Source organism: Streptomyces sp. NPDC032472 (genome assembly GCF_040636955.1).
In the GTDB taxonomy this organism is placed as follows: Bacteria; Actinomycetota; Actinomycetes; order Streptomycetales; family Streptomycetaceae; genus Streptomyces.
The window spans coordinates 77,343-91,702 of the sequence record NZ_JBEZVK010000031.1; the positions used below are offsets into that span (position 1 = coordinate 77,343).

Sequence of the window (14,360 nt, forward strand, 5' to 3'; positions counted from 1 at the left end):
CCAGGGGTTCCGGGGCCCGGTGTTGATCACCGGATACCCACGCTAGACCGCAGGATCCTGCTGCTGACAGCCAGTTGGGGAACTTCACCGGGGTGCTTCCCGCTCCCGCGGGAGCGCTCGTACGGCCGCCCGAATCCGCCGGGAGCGCGTGTTCGGTGCGGTGCTGCGCTGCGGCCGTACGGGGTGCGCTGCCGGGTCGTAAGGCAGTCCGGCGGTCCGGCGCGTCGCCCGGTGCGCGCCTCCCGCGCGCGGTCATTCCCCGCGCGGGGGCGTCCTGGCCGCCTGCATGCCGAGGAGGATGATCCGCAGCCCGTGCTCGAAGGCCTGGTCGCCGTCCGCGCCGAGCAGCTCGGCCATGGCGCCGGCGGTCAGCGGGAAGCGCTCGGCGTCGATGCCGGCGGCCATGCGCTCGGGCGCGTACGGGTTGTCCTCGCCGTACGCCGCGCCGCTGTGGGCCTGCTCCTCGATGGTCTGGCCGATGGTGAAGTGCAGGAGGGTCGGGAGGCCCCGCGCGGCCTCGCTGGGGCCGAACCCCGCGTCCTGGAGGGTGCGCAGGGCGAGTTCCACGGCCCGCTGCACGGACGGGTGGCTCACGTAGGTGCCGGCCAGGACGCGCGCGCCGTCGCGGTGCCCGAGCATCGCCCGGCGCAGGTGCCGGGCCCAGTCGCCGAGCCAGTCGTCCCAGGAGGCGCCCTCGCGGGGCGGCCGGAGCTGCTCGGCCGCTTCGACGTAGACGAGGGTGGCCATGGCGTCGAGCAGCTGCTGCTTGTCCTTGATGTGCCAGTAGAGCGTCGGCGCCCGTACGCCGAGCTCGTCGGCGACCGCGCGCATGCTGAGCCCGTCGAGGCCCACCTCGTCGAGCAGGCGCAGTGCCGTCTGCGCGATCAGCTCAGGGTTGATCTTCATCCGACCGGCCCGCTCTCCCTTATTCCCCCTGCGCATCCGCCACTTGACACTCTAACACCATTAGAGAGAACCTCTAATGGTGTTAGAGAACATCAACCGGACCGTACCAAGGGGGAACCGATGACCGACGGCAGCAGGGTCACGGACGTACTGATCGCGGGCGCCGGCCCGACCGGCCTCATGCTCGCCTGCGAACTGCGGCTGGCCGGCGTCGACGTGGCGGTCGTCGACCGGCTCGCGGAGCGGAGCGGCGAGTCACGGGCCGGCGGGATGCACGCCCGGACGATGGAGGTGCTGGACCAGCGCGGGGTCCTCGACCGCTTCCTGGCGGCGGGGGTACCGCGCCGGATCGGGCACTTCTCGGGGCTGTGGCTGGACTTCGACCACCTCGCCACCAGGTACCCGCAGCCGCTGATGATCCTGCAGTCCGCCACCGAGCAGGTGCTGGCGCAGTGGGCCCTGGAGCTGGGCGTACGGGTGCGCTGGTCCTCGGAGGTGACGGGGATCCGCCAGGACGCCGCCGGGGTCGAGGCCGCGCTGGACACCCCGGGCGCGCCCCGGCGCACGCTGCGGGCCCGGTACCTCGTGGGCTGCGACGGCGGGCGCAGCGCGGTGCGCAGGCTCGCCGGCATCGGCTTCCCCGGCACGCCTGCGACGCTGACCGCGCTGCTCGGCGACGTCGAACTCCAGGAACCGCCCGCGGAGCCGGTGTTCATGCAGCGCAGTGCGCAGGGCGACTTCTCGGTGATCCCCTTCGGGCCGGACTGGTACCGGGTGATCACCGTGCAGTACGACCGCGTCGCGGGCCGCGGCGAGCCGGCGACGTACGAGCAGCTGCGGGAGTCGCTGCTCCGGACCGCGGGCACCGACTTCGGCATGCACAGCCCGCGTTGGGTCTCCCGGTTCGGCGATGCCGCCCGGCAGGCCGAGCGGTACCGCGAGGGCAGGGTGCTCCTGGCGGGCGACGCGGCGCACGTCCACTACCCCGCCGGGGGCCAGGGCATGAACACCGGAATGCAGGACGCCGTCAACCTCGGCTGGAAGCTTGCCTCGGTGGTGCGCGGCCGGGCGCCGCAGACGCTGCTCGACAGCTACCACGCCGAGCGGTATCCGGTCGCGGAGCGGGTGCTGCACAACACGCGTGCGCAGACGGCACTGTCCCGGCCCGGCCCGCAGGCCGATGCGCTGCGCGACGTGTTCGCCCGGCTCATCGGGTTCGAGGACGTCAACGCGTACCTGGGCGGCATGATCAGCGCGCTGGACGTCCGCTATGCCGTCGGCTGCAAGCACCCGCTGGCGGGCCGGCGGGTCCCCGACGCCGACCTGAAGACCGCCGACGGCGAAACCCGCGTCGTCGAGCTGCTGCGCGGCGCCCGCCCGGTCCTCCTCGACCTGCGCGGCAGCACGGCCGTGGCGGCGGCTGCCGGGGGCTGGTCCGACCGCGTCGACCTGGTCGAGGCCCGGTGCGACGACGGCCCCTGGGCCGTCCCGGGCGCCGAGCCGATACCGGCCCCCGCCGCACTCCTGATCCGCCCCGACGGCCACGTGGCCTGGGCGGCCGACGCCATACCGGACACGTCAGCCCTCCACACGGCCCTCACCACCTGGTTCGGCCCGCCGGCGCCCGGTCCGACGCAGAGCGCACCGTCCACCCCGGCGGGCTGACCAGGTCCCGAAGCCCGCCAGAGCCGGCACCTCACCGCCGCCAGGCCCCGCATCCCACACGCCCCGCCGTCGGCAGGACCGGCATCCCACGCCCCCACCGCGACACCGGCAGGACCGGCATCCCACGCCCCCACCGCGACACCCGGCGAGCCGGCATCCCATGCCCCCCCACCGGCGGCACCCGGCAGACCCGGCACTTCAGGGCGCTCTGCCGACGCCTACGACGAGAGCCCGGCATTTCCCGCCTCGCCGGCGTTTGAGTGGGGGTCCCCCGGACGAAGTCTGGGGGAGGGTCCGGGCAGAGCCGGGTGCCCGGCGGAGCCGGGTGTCCTGGGGCGCCGCCCCAAACCCCGCGCCTCGAACGCCGGCGAGGCTGGGATGCCAACCCCCGCTCCGAAAGTCGTCCAGTACAGCCCGACCGCCCTCGAAGCCAGGATCGGGGCAAAACCAGCCCCGGGCTTCGAAGGTCGGCGGGGCCGGGCGTTCCGGGGCTCCGCCCCAGACCCCTCGCCTCCAACGCCGGCGAGGCTGAAGTAGCCCACACCCGCTTCGAAAACGGCCCAGGACAGGTCGACGGCCGCCGTCGAAGCCAGGGGCGAGACAAAACCAGCCCCGCCGGCGGCCGAGGCGGCAGTCCTGGCAGAGCCCGGTGCCCGGCGGAGCCGGGTTTCCTGAGGCGCCGCCCCAAAGCCCGCGCCTCCAACGCCGGCGAGGCTGAAGTAGCCCACACCCGCTTCGAAAGCGGCCCAGGACAGGTCGACGGCCGCCGTCGAAGCCAGGGGCGGGCAAATCCAGCCCCGCCGGCGTTTGAGGCGCGGGGTCGGGCGGAGCCCGGCGGACGGCGGTGCGGGTGGGCGCGGCATCGGTCGGCCCGGCGGGTCGTAGGCCGGCCGGCCCGGGGCGCGCCCCGCGACTACGAGCCCACGGCCTCCGGTTCCTCGCGGGCGACCGGCGGCTGCGGTTCGGCGGCTGCCGAGAGGGCGGCTGCGGGCGCCGCGGGCCGCACCGGAATGACGGCGAAGGGGCGCCACCACGGCTCGGCCGGTACGTCGGCGGCCCCCGGCTCGAAGGGCTGCCCAGGAATCGGCAGGGCGACGGCGGCCCCCCGCTCCTGCGCCGCGGCGACGGTGCCCTCGCCGGGCTCCTCCCACGGGTGCGGGGCCAGGTTGAAGGTGCCCCAGTGGATCGGCAGCATCGTGCCGTGCGGGATCCCGCCCTGGAGGTCGAGGTGGGCGCGCATGCCCTCCTCCGGGGTCATGTGGATGTCGGGCCAGTACTCCGAGTACGCACCGATCTGGATCATCGTGGCGTCGAAGGGGCCGTGCGCGGCGCCGATCTCCTCGAAGCCGGGGAAGTAGCCGGTGTCGCCGCTGTGGAAGATCCGGTGCTCGTCTCCGGCGACGACCCACGAGGCCCACAGGGTGTGCTGCTGGTTGCGCAGCCCGCGGCCGCAGAAGTGCCGTGCGGGGGTCGCCGTCAGGGACAGCCCGGCGATCTCGGTGTTCTCGTTCCAGTCGAGTTCGCGCAGCCGGTCCGCGGACACGCCCCAGCGCTCCAGGTGCGCGCCCACGCCGAGCGGGACGGCGAAGACGGTGTCGGTGCCGGCCAGCTGCTTGATGGTGGGCAGGTCGAGGTGGTCGTAGTGGTCGTGCGAGATCACCACGGCGTCGACCGGCCCCAGCGAGGCGAGCGGCACGGGTACGGGGTGCAGCCGCCGGGGCCCGGCGAAGGGGAACGGGGAGCACCGCTCGCCCCAGACCGGGTCGAACAGCACACGGCGCCCGTCGATCTCGGCGAGGACGCTGGAGTGCCCCATCCAGGTCAGGCGCAGCCCGCTGGCCGGCGGCTTCGCGAGCTCGGCGAGGGTGGTCGGGTAGACGGGGACGGGCGCGACGGGGCTGCGCCGGATCCGCTGCTCCTTGTGGAAGTAGATCTTGGCGAACTCCAGCATGGAGCCGGAAGGCCTGGTCCGGGCCCCCACCGGGTTCTGGAACACGCCGTCGGCGAAGTTCGGCGAGCGCCGGATGCGCTCCAGCCGTGCGCCGGACGGATCCGCGCCGAAGGCTTCGGGGCGCAGGGCGCGCAGCCGGGGACGCAGGGGAAGGGAGCCGGTCAAGGCGCCTCCTGGGAGGTGGGGCGGACGGGAGCAGGCCGGGATGACACCCCGGCCCGCCACCATCCCAACGCGTCGCGGCCCCGAAGGATTCCGCATCGGATTCCGCATCGGATTCTGCGACGGACTCCGCAACGGACTCCGCAGCGCCCCCGCCCCCCGCTCCGGTCCGGACGCGGCCCACCGCGGGCGGCCTACAGCGGCAGCAGGTCCGGCCGCTTCGCCTCGACATGGTCTCCGGAGGACTCCCCGCGCAGCCGGCGCCCGATCCACGGCACCAGGTGCTCGCGGGCCCACTGGATGTTGTCGCGGGTCACGTCCACCGAGCCGCGCGGCTGCTGCGGCGGCCACGGCTGGTCGGGGTCGGCCGGCACCCCGAGCCCGAGCACCTGGGCGGCGCGCAGGGCGACCCGGGTGTGGCCCTCGGGCGACAGGTGGAGCCGGTCGTCGTCCCAAGCGCGCCGGTCCTGTACGGACTTCAGCGACCAGAGGTCGAGGACCGGGCAGTCGTACCGGTCGGCGATGGCGCGCACGTGCGCGCTGTACGTCGCGACCTTGCCCCGCAGGTGCTTGAGGACGGGCACGCCACGGGTGTCGAACCCGGTGGTGATCATGACCTGTCCGACGGAGCCGGCGAGGTCGGCGACGGCCGCCTCGAACCGCTCCGCCACGGCGTCCGGGTCGCTGCCGGGCCGGATGATGTCGTTGCCGCCCGCGCAGAAGGTCACGAGGTCCGGCGCGAGCTCCTTGGCCCGCGGGACCTGTTCGGCCACGATCTGGTCGAGCAGGCGCCCCCGCACCGCGAGGTTCGCGTACCGGAACCGGCCCTCCGGGCGCTGGTCGGCCAAGAGCACGGCCAGGCGGTCCGCCCAGCCGACGAAGCTCCCCTCGGGTCCCGGGTCCCCCACACCCTCCGTGAAGCTGTCCCCGATCGCCGCGTACGAGCCGATGGTCCTGTTCGTCTTCTTCGTCGTCTCTGTCGTCGTCGCTGCCACGGGACCATATCCTTCACCGCGGCGCGTGACCTACGCCACCGTAGGAAGGGGTTGACGGACCGTGATCTTTACCACCGGGCAGGTGCGGAATAACAGCGCGTGAGGCCGGGGCCCCCCTCGGGTCCCGGCCTCACGCGGGTCTTCACGCCTCCGCGGCGACGGCAGCGGCGGCGACGGCGGCCGTCAGATGCTGACGCCCTTCGAGCGGAGGTAGGCCAGCGGGTCGATGTCCGAGCCGTACGAGGGGCCCGTGCGGACCTCGAAGTGCAGGTGCGGGCCGGTGGAGTTGCCCGTGGAGCCGGAGAGGCCGATCTGCTGGCCGGCGGCGACGGTCTGGCCGACCGAGACGGACAGCTGGGACAGGTGGCCGTACTGGGAGTACTTGCCGTCCGCGTGCCGGATCACGACCTGGTTGCCGTACGCGCCGCCCCAGCCGGCGGAGACGACGGTGCCCGCGCCGACCGCCTTGACGGTGGTGCCGGAGCTCGCGATGAAGTCGACACCGGTGTGGTAACCGCTGGACCACATGGCGCCGGGGGTCTTGTACTGGGTGGAGATGCCGCCACCGACGGGGGCGACGAAGGCGGCGGCCGGGGCGGCCTCCGGGGCCTTCGCCGCGGGAGCGGGAGCGGGGGCGGCCGCGACGGCCGGGGCGCCCTGGTCGGCGGCGGCCGCCGGGGACTTCTTCTTCGGCGCGGCCTGCGGCGCGGCAGCGGGCTTCCCGGCCGGGGCCTCGGAGGGCTTCGCGGCCGCAGCGGCGTCGCCCTGCGCACCCAGGGTCAGCTTCAGGCCGGGGTGGATCAGCGACGGGTCGGTGCCGACGGCCTCGCGGTTGTCGGCGTACAGCCGCTCCCAGCCGCCCGGCAGGTGGCGGTCGGCGGCGATGGTGGAGAGGCAGTCGCCCGGCACGACCGTGTACACGGCCGGCGCTGCCTGGGGCGCGGCCTGCACGGCAGCGGTCGGCTGGGCCTGGAGCGACACCGGGACCTGCGGGGCGACCGCGGGGGCCGCGGCCGGGGCGGCCGCGTGGGCGCCGGCGGCGCCGATCAGCGGAAGCGCGAGGGCGGCGCCACCGGTGCCGGCGAAGGCGAAGCCGCGGGCTATCGAGCGGGACTTGGGACGGCGGTGCTTGCCCTGAGCCGGCATGGCGCATTCCTCTCCGTCGCCTGCGAGGTGAGCTGTCGGGTTCGGACTGGAGATGTCCGGCCGAACACGCACCGAGCGGAACGTGTACGGCTTCACCCCGAGCTGCTCCTCAAGGAAAAGATCCAAAAAGAGCAGCGGCCTACCTGGTTCCCCCGCTCCTGCCGCACATGTTCGGTCGGGTGCGGTTTTCCGGACGGCGGCAGGATTAGGCGGTCCATCCGGATCGATGGCGAAGGTAATCGAGTACGGCATCACGGAACAAGCCATGAATTCCTGACGGATTCACAGAAGCGGGATTTCGAGGCAATTACCGGTCACCCTCCGTCCATTCCGCGCCGCCAACGGCCTTTCCTGCCGGGCCATTCGGGATTGACGATCAGGCACTCACGGTCACCGTATGATCTGGCTCACGCCGGTTGCGCCCGATCTGGCCACCGACAACGGCAAGTTGGCCCCAAGCAGTGCAATTCGGACACCACGCCAAACCTCGACAGACCGCGACAGACCTCGACAGAACCAGACGCACGCCGATACACCACGACAACGCCGGAGGAGTTCCCGTGACCCAGCAGATACCCCCGCCCCCGTCGGCGGACCGGATACCGGAGCCCGAACTGTCCGGAGTGCGCAACTTCCGCGACGTGGGCGGACTGCCGACCACGGACGGGCGGAGGGTCAGGCCGGGACGGCTGTTCCGAAGCGGACATCTCGCACATGCCACCGAAACCGATGCAGAATTCCTCGCATCGCTCGGCCTCCACACCGTCTTCGACTTCCGCAACCGCGCCGACCAGGCCCTGGAGGGCCCCGACGTCGAGCTGCCGGGCGTGCGCAACGTGAACATCCCCCTGTCCGACCCGGCCGACGGCAAGGAGTTCTGGACGATGGTCCGCGACGGCGACGTCGAGCAGCTCCGCGGGATCCTCGGCGACGGGAAGGCCGCCGCCCGGATGACGAACTCGTACCGCGCGATCGTCCTGGAGCGCACCGCCGAGCACAGCCGGGTCCTGCACGCCCTCGCCGAGGACAGCGTCCCGGCGCTCATGCACTGCGCGGCCGGGAAGGACCGGGCCGGCCTGTCGATCGCCGTCACCCTGCTCGCCCTCGGGGTGGAGCGCGAGGCCATCAGTGCGGACTACCTGGAGTCGAACGCCCCGCACCGCCGCTACCGCGTGCGCCGCGGCAGCGATGTGCCCGAGGCCCGCTCCCCCGAGGTGATGGAGCTGCTCGCCCCGCTCTTCGACGCCCGCGCCGCCTACCTGGACGCGGCCTTCGCAGCCATCGAAGAGCGCTGGGGCGGCGTCGAGCACTACCTCGCCGAGGGTCTGCGCCTCGCTCCGGAGACCCTCGCCCGGCTGCGCGAGCAGTTCCTCCACTAGGGCCTGTCCGGCGGCGGAATGGATCCGGCCCCTACCCGGTTGGCCCTTTCGGCAAGATCATCCGACGAGGGAGCCGAAGTGACCCGCACCGCTTTCACCCTGCCCGTCAACGGAGCCGACGGCACGGCCGAGCCCCGCCTCACCCGCGAGGACGTCTGGGCCGGGCTGGTGGCCAAGGCCGCCGACCCGCTGCCGTACATCCCCGCCATCACCGAGTGCACCGTGCTCTCCAGCGGGCCGCAGGGCCTGGTCCGGGAGATCGTCCTCGGCGGCGACCGGTTCGTCGAGGACATCGTCTTCGACACCGGCCGCCGGGTGGCGTTCCACCGCTCCGACGACCGCGCCGTGTGGACCATCACCAACGACATCGACGAGGACGAGCGCGGCGGACTCCTGCTCACCTTCAGCGGCGAGTACGCCGAGGAGTTCGGGCCGGACGAGGCGGAGCGCCGGGAAGCCACCATGGCCGAGGCCGTCGCCCACACCCTGGACGTGATCCGCCGGGCCAAGGCGGCCTGACCGCCCGGCCCGGCCGCAGGCCGTCAGCCTCCGCCGACGGCCTGCTTGACCAGGGTCCTGCCGAAGTCCCACATGAGTCCGCCGCCGCCGTGGGCCTCGTCCATGACCGCGCGGAACGCCACCACGAACCGGTCGATGTCGGACTCGTCCACGACGAGCGGCGGAATCAGCTTGATGACCTCCAGGTGGTCCCCCGAGACCTGGGTCAGGATCCGGTGCCTCTGGAGCAGCGGCACCACGACCATCTGCGCGAACAGGCCCTTGCGGGCCGCCTGGAGCATCGTCCACCGGCTGCGCAGCCGCAGGGAGGCGGGCCGGCCGAACTCGATGCCGATCATCAGGCCCCGCCCGCGCACCTCGTGCAGCAGCTCGTACTCGTCCACCAGGGCCGCGAGGCGCCCGCGCAGCAGGTCGCCCATGGTTCGGGCACGGGCGGTGAGTCCCTCCTCCTCCATGACGCTGAGGACCGCCAGCCCGGCCGCCATGGCCTGGGCGTTGGAGCCGAAGCTGGCGGAGTGCACCAGCACCCGGTCCATGGACGAGTAGACCTTCCGGAAGATCCACTCCCGGCCCAGGGTCGCCCCGACGGGGACGTAGCCCCCCGACAGCGCCTTGGCCACACACACCAGGTCCGGCTCCACGCCCGGCTCGTGCTGGTACGCGTAGAAATCGCCGGTTCGGCCGAGGCCGGTCTGCACCTCGTCGGCGATCAGCAGCGCCTTGTGCCGGCGCAGCAGTTCCTGCGCCGCCGCGAGGAAGCCGGGCGGGGTCGCGTGCACGCCCTTGCCCTGGATCGGCTCGACGACGAACGCGGCGACGTCCCCCTGCTTCAGCTCCCGCTCCAGCGCGGCCAGGTCGCCGAGCGCGATCCGGGTGTCGGGCAGGAGCGGGGCGAAGCCGTCGCGGAACCCGCTCTCCCCGTTGACCGAGAGGGATCCGGTGGTCAGCCCGTGGAAGGCGTGGTCGCAGTAGAGGATCCTGGGCCGCCCGGTGGCGTACCGGGCGAACTTCAGGGCGGTCTCCACGGCCTCGGTGCCGCTGTTGCCGAAGAAGACCCGCTCCAGGTGGGGGCTGTACGCGAGCAGCTTCTCGGCCAGCAGTCCGGGCAGCGGCGGGCAGTCGAAGCGGGTCAGGTCGGCGAGGCCGGCGTCGAGGACGTCGTGCAGGGCGCGGCGGACGACGGGGTGGTGGCGGCCCAGGCCCATCACCCCGAAGCCGGCGAGCATGTCCAGGTAGTCGTTGCCCTCGGCGTCCCAGAAGTGGGCGCCCTCGGCCCGCTCGTAGACCTTGTCGAAGCCGATGGTGTGGAGCATCCGGGGCAGCTGGGGGTTGAGGTGGCGGGCGTGGAGCTCGTAGCGCTCCCCGCCGCGCTCGGCCAGCAGGGCCTTCAGGTCGAAGCCCGTGCGGCCCTGCCGCGGGGTGGCAGGGGTGGCAGGGGTGGCCGGCGTGGCGGGGGTGCTCATGACGAGGTGCCCCGGTTGCCGCCGAGGGTCTCCCGGGCCGCGCGCAGGGACTCCTTGAGCGATCCCATGGTGGCGAGGACGGCGGTGGGCTCGTAGCCGCAGTGCGCCATGCAGTTCGCGCAGCGCGGGTCCTTTCCGCGGCCGTAGGCGTTCCAGTCGGTTTCCTCGATCAGTTGGCGGTAGGTGGGCACGTACCCGTCGCTCATCAGATAGCAGGGGCGCTGCCAGCCGAAGAGCGAGTAATTCGGAATGGCCCAGGCGGTGCACGGGAAATCGGCCTTGCCTTCGAGGAAGTCAAGGAAGAGCGGCGAGTGGTTGAGCCGCCAGCGGCGCCGGTTCCCGCCCGCGAAGGCCTTCTTGAAGAGTTCCCTGGTCTGCTCGACGCCGAGGAAGTGCTCCTGGTCGGGCGCCTTTTCGTAGGCGTAGGCGGGCGAGATCATCATTTCGTCGACCTTGAGGTCGTCATTGAGGTAGTTGAGCACCTCGATGACGGTCTGCGGGGTGTCCGTGTTGAAGAAGGTGGAGTTGGTGGTCACCCGGAACCCGCGCCGCTTCGCCTCCTTGATGGCCGCGACGGCTTCGTCGAAGACGCCTTCCTTGGCGACCGACTCGTCGTGGCGCTCGCGCAGTCCGTCGATGTGCACGGCGAAGGCGAAATAGGGCGAGGGGGCGAACTTCTCGATCTTCTTGCGGAGCAGCAGGGCGTTGGTGCAGAGGAAGACGTACTTGCGCCGCGCAACCAACTGCCGCACGATCTCGTCGATCTGCGGGTGCATCAGCGGCTCGCCGCCCGCGATGGACACCATGGGCGCGCCGGACTCCAGGACGGCCCCGACGGCCTGGGCCACCGGCATGCGCTGCTTGAGCACGCCGGCCGGGTGCTGGATCTTCCCGCAGCCCTCGCAGGCCAGGTTGCAGGCGTAGAGCGGCTCGAGCTCGACGATCAGCGGGAACTTCTCCCGCTTCCGGAGCTTTTGTTCGAGCAGATAGGTCCCGACCCTGATGGACTGTCGCAGCGGCATGGCCATCTGGCTCACCTCCTGGGGAGCAGCAAAGAACGGTGCCAGTCATAGAAAGCGGGCATTACGGCACGTAGTACGCGGAAGGCAGATATTCCACCGCGGACCGTGCCGATACGGAGGAGCTCGTGCTCCGGAGCGTCCACGATCACCCGGACGGCCGCAACCGGGCGGTGGGGGCCGGGAGGACCGGGAGGTGCGGGCGGCCAGGGCGGCCCCGCCCGGGCGGCGGTCCACAGGGTGGCCGCGGACTCCATGTCGACCGCGATGGCGCCGCCGGCGCGCAGCTGGGCGCGCTCCTGGCCTCGGACGACGTGGTCGGAGCCGGTCAGGGGGCCGGTGTGCACGGTGCGGCCCGGTGCGGCCCGGGCCAGTGCCTCGGCGAGCAGGGCCGTCCCCGAGCAGGCGACGGTGCCCCGCGGGTCGCGGGTCTCCTCGGCGACGACCAGGTCGCCTGGGTGCATGCCGGGGACCAGTCCGGCGCAGAACCCGGTGGCCAGCACGGCCGCCCCGCGCAGGGCGGGCTCCGCGAGGGCCCGGCCCACGGCCCGTTCGGCGGCGCGCGGACCCATGCCGGTGCGCAGCAGGGCGTACCGGTCGGGGGCGCCGCGCTCGCCGCCGCTGCGCAGGGCCGCCTGCTCGATGCGCAGGGCGCAGGCGACCAGCAGCGGTACGGGCCCGCGGTCGGACCGGGGATCGGGCCCGGGGCCGGGGCCGGACCGGGGATCGGGCCCGGGGCCGGGGCCGGACCGGGGCCCGCCGGCCCGGGCGGCGGCCATCAGGAGGCCCCGGGCGCGAAGGGTTCCCCGTACAGGTAGCGGCCGAGCGCAGTGAGCGGGAACACCTGCCGGTACAGGTGGTAGTTGATGGAGAAGTCCCACGGGAAGCCGGTTCCGGTGAAGTACGGCTCGTCCCAGGAGCCGTCCGGGGCCTGCGTCCCCACCAGGTACCCGATGCCCCGCTCGACGGCCTTGCCGTCCCGCTCCCCCGCCGAGAGCAGGGCCATCAGCGCCCATGCGGTCTGGGAGGCGGTGGAGGCGCCCTTGCCGGCCCAGGCGGGGTCCCGGTAGGAGCGCTGGTCCTCGCCCCAGCCCCCGTCCTCGTTCTGTACGGACTCCAGCCAGCGCACGGCGCGGCGCACGGCCGGATGGGCCGGGGGGATCCCGGCGGCGGCGAGCGCCGGGAGCACCGAGCCGGTCCCGTAGACGTAGTTGGTGCCCCAGCGGCCGAACCAGCTGCCGTCGGGCTCCTGGTGCGCGAGCAGCCAGGTGATGCCGCGGCGGGCCCGCGGGTCGGCGGCCCGGCCCTCGACGGCGAGCATCTCCACCACGTGGGCGGTGACGTCGGCGGACGGGGGGTCGATGACCTCGCCGAAGTCGCAGAACGGCAGCCGGTTCGGGAAGGGGCTGGTGTTGTCGGCGTCGAAGGCGCCCCAGCCGCCGTCCCGGGACTGCATGCCGAGGGTCCAGGACACGGCGCGGGCCACGGTCGCCTGGGCCCTGGCCGGGTCCGGGTGGCGGATCCGACGCAGGGCGAGGACCACCTCGGCGGTGTCGTCGATGTCGGGGTAGGTGTCGTTGTGGAACTCGAACGCCCAGCCTCCGGGGGCGAGTCGGGGCCTGCGTACGGCCCAGTCACCGGTACGGGTGATCTCCTCGCCCAGCATCCAGTCGGCGGCCCTGACCAGGGCCGGGTGGTCGGGCGGCAGACCCGCGTCGACGAGGGCGATCGCGGCGAGGCAGGTGTCCCAGACCGGTGACTGGCAGGCCTCGACCATGCGGACGGGGCCGCCGGGGGCGCCGTCGGGCCCGGGCGGCTCCTCGCTCCAGACGGCGAAGCGGTCGAGGGACTCCAGCCCGGCCCGCATGACCGGGTGGCCGAGGTCGTATCCGAGCAGGTGCAGGGCGATGACCGAGTAGACGGCCGGCGGCTGGATTCCGCCCCAGCAGCCGTCGTTCTCCTGCCGCTCGATGATCCAGCGGGCGGCCTTCGCCATCGCCGCCCTGCGCAGCGGGCGCGGGGCGATGCGCCGGTAGAGGTGCAGGGCCTTGTCCATCCGCTGGAAGAGGCCCTCCCAACCGGTCAGCGGCGCCGGGCGGATGGCGGGGCGCGGCCGGCGGGCGTCGGTGTGCAGCTCGTCCAGCGTGAAGGGGGCGGGGCGGACGGGGCGGTGCGCGGAGACGATGGTGAGCGGGACGATGGTCTGGCGGGCCCAGCAGCCGAAGTCGTAGATGTTCAGCGGCACCCACGAGGGCAACAGGACGAGCTCGGGCGGGATTTCGGGCAGGTGGTCCCAGCTCCACCAGCCGAACAGGGCCAGCCAGATCCGGGTGAAGACGCGGGCGCCGGCGATGCCGCCGTGCCCCCGGATCCAGGCGGAGGCGCGGGCCATGTGCGGGGCCTCGGGGGCGTCGCCGGCCAGGCGCAGGGCGACGTACGCCTCGATGGTGGCGGAGAGTTCGGGCGGGCCGCCGTGGAAGGTGGCCCAGGTGCCGTCCTCGCGCTGCTTTGCGCGGATGTGCCGGGCGGCGGCGCGGGTGGTGGCCTCGTCGCGGATGCCGAGGAACTGGCGCAGCAGGAGGTCCTCGGCGTCCATGGTGACGTTGGTCTCCAGGTCGCCCTTCCACCAGCCGGCGGCGTCCTGGCGCTCCAGCAGGTGCCGGGTCGCGCGCGCGGCGGCCTCGTACACCCCCGGAGGAACACCGCCGGGGCCGGGGCCCGCGCCGCCGTGGTCCGGGCCGGCCGTCGGGACCAGGACCGGGCCCGTACGCCCCCGGCTGCGGTCACGGGCCGGGTGCCGGGTTCCGCTCCGTTCCCGGAGCGGAGCAGAGCCGGGCGCGGGCGGGGTGCCGGCCGCCGGTCCGTCCCCGGATGCGGTTTCAAGCCCGCCCGCGGGCGCGGCCACGGGCTCGAACACGGCCGCCGCCACGGACTCGGGTGCGGTCACGGCCGCGGTCACCGGCTCGGGCTCGCTCACGGCCGCAGCCATGAGCTCGTGCTCGACCACGACCGCAGCCATGAGCTCGGGCTCGATCACGGCCGCGCTCACGGGCTCGGATGCGGTCACGGCCGCAGGCCGGGGCTCGGACCGGGCGGCCGGGGCGTGGCCGGGCCGGTGGGCGGCTGCGCCGCAGGGCGGCGCAGCCGCCTGCGTC

The 14,360-nt window shown here is 73.5% G+C and carries 11 protein-coding genes and 1 riboswitch; of the genes, 3 read left to right on the top strand and 8 right to left on the bottom strand.

The features are described from left to right. Positions 1-252: 252 nt before the first annotated feature. A complete protein-coding gene (locus tag AB0F11_RS21950; protein ID WP_362176213.1) occupies positions 253-906 on the bottom strand; it encodes a TetR/AcrR family transcriptional regulator C-terminal domain-containing protein in 654 nt (217 codons plus the stop codon). A gap of 120 nt (positions 907-1,026) precedes the next feature. Between AB0F11_RS21950 and AB0F11_RS21955 the strand changes: the two genes are divergently transcribed. Then, positions 1,027-2,571, top strand: coding sequence for an FAD-dependent monooxygenase (locus AB0F11_RS21955; protein ID WP_362176216.1), 1,545 nt, complete (start codon positions 1,027-1,029; stop codon positions 2,569-2,571). Between the two features lie 913 nt (positions 2,572-3,484). On the opposite strand, the gene AB0F11_RS21960 is transcribed toward AB0F11_RS21955, so the two are convergent. From AB0F11_RS21960 to AB0F11_RS21970, 3 genes are all read right to left on the bottom strand, one after another. Next, positions 3,485-4,687 (bottom strand): MBL fold metallo-hydrolase, encoded by a 1,203-nt coding sequence (locus AB0F11_RS21960; RefSeq protein ID WP_362176219.1) that lies wholly within the window; start codon positions 4,685-4,687, stop codon positions 3,485-3,487. A gap of 191 nt (positions 4,688-4,878) precedes the next feature. Continuing rightward, positions 4,879-5,679: an SGNH/GDSL hydrolase family protein gene (locus AB0F11_RS21965; RefSeq protein WP_362176222.1), complete on the bottom strand. Its 801-nt coding sequence runs from the start codon at positions 5,677-5,679 to the stop codon at positions 4,879-4,881. 183 nt (positions 5,680-5,862) lie between these two features. Then, on the bottom strand, positions 5,863-6,825 hold the full coding sequence (locus AB0F11_RS21970) for a LysM peptidoglycan-binding domain-containing M23 family metallopeptidase (RefSeq protein ID WP_362176225.1): 963 nt from the start codon (positions 6,823-6,825) through the stop codon (positions 5,863-5,865). Between the two features lie 4 nt (positions 6,826-6,829). After that, positions 6,830-7,034, bottom strand: a riboswitch (cyclic di-AMP (ydaO/yuaA leader). Positions 7,035-7,385: 351 nt separating this feature from the next. Between AB0F11_RS21970 and AB0F11_RS21975 the strand changes: the two genes are divergently transcribed. Together AB0F11_RS21975 and AB0F11_RS21980 are read left to right on the top strand one after the other, a co-directional pair. After that, positions 7,386-8,204 (top strand): tyrosine-protein phosphatase, encoded by an 819-nt coding sequence (locus tag AB0F11_RS21975; RefSeq protein WP_362176228.1) that lies wholly within the window; start codon positions 7,386-7,388, stop codon positions 8,202-8,204. A gap of 78 nt (positions 8,205-8,282) precedes the next feature. Further along, a complete protein-coding gene (locus AB0F11_RS21980; protein ID WP_362176231.1) occupies positions 8,283-8,723 on the top strand; it encodes an SRPBCC family protein in 441 nt (146 codons plus the stop codon). 23 nt (positions 8,724-8,746) lie between these two features. Here the strand turns inward: AB0F11_RS21980 and AB0F11_RS21985 are convergent, their stop codons facing one another. Genes AB0F11_RS21985 through shc form a run of 4 tightly spaced genes read right to left on the bottom strand, consistent with a single transcriptional unit; the run spans position 8,747 to position 14,224 of the window. Further along, entirely contained in the window at positions 8,747-10,186 is a 1,440-nt protein-coding gene (locus AB0F11_RS21985; RefSeq protein WP_362176234.1) for an aspartate aminotransferase family protein, read from the bottom strand. Then, positions 10,183-11,214, bottom strand: a complete 1,032-nt coding sequence (gene hpnH, locus AB0F11_RS21990; RefSeq protein WP_362176237.1) for an adenosyl-hopene transferase HpnH — start codon at positions 11,212-11,214, stop codon at positions 10,183-10,185. Before hpnH ends, AB0F11_RS21985 begins: the two co-directional genes overlap by 4 nt. 5 nt (positions 11,215-11,219) lie before the next feature. Continuing rightward, the gene (locus AB0F11_RS21995) at positions 11,220-11,984 is read right to left on the bottom strand and encodes a 1-hydroxy-2-methyl-2-butenyl 4-diphosphate reductase (protein WP_362176240.1); all 765 of its coding nucleotides are present in this window, start codon (positions 11,982-11,984) and stop codon (positions 11,220-11,222) included. Further along, positions 11,984-14,224, bottom strand: a complete 2,241-nt coding sequence (gene shc, locus AB0F11_RS22000; protein ID WP_362176261.1) for a squalene--hopene cyclase — start codon at positions 14,222-14,224, stop codon at positions 11,984-11,986. Before shc ends, AB0F11_RS21995 begins: the two co-directional genes overlap by 1 nt. Positions 14,225-14,360 lie beyond the last annotated feature (136 nt).

Coding starts and splice junctions, on each gene's coding strand:
- AB0F11_RS21970 (WP_362176225.1), bottom strand. CDS start 6,825: ATGCCGGCTCAGGGCAAGCACCGCCGTCCCAAGTCCCGCTCGATAGCC.
- shc (WP_362176261.1), bottom strand. CDS start 14,224: ATGGCTGCGGTCGTGGTCGAGCACGAGCTCATGGCTGCGGCCGTGAGC.
- AB0F11_RS21995 (WP_362176240.1), bottom strand. CDS start 11,984: ATGGCCGCCGCCCGGGCCGGCGGGCCCCGGTCCGGCCCCGGCCCCGGG.
- hpnH (WP_362176237.1), bottom strand. CDS start 11,214: ATGGCCATGCCGCTGCGACAGTCCATCAGGGTCGGGACCTATCTGCTC.
- AB0F11_RS21985 (WP_362176234.1), bottom strand. CDS start 10,186: ATGAGCACCCCCGCCACGCCGGCCACCCCTGCCACCCCTGCCACCCCG.
- AB0F11_RS21955 (WP_362176216.1), top strand. CDS start 1,027: ATGACCGACGGCAGCAGGGTCACGGACGTACTGATCGCGGGCGCCGGC.
- AB0F11_RS21950 (WP_362176213.1), bottom strand. CDS start 906: ATGAAGATCAACCCTGAGCTGATCGCGCAGACGGCACTGCGCCTGCTC.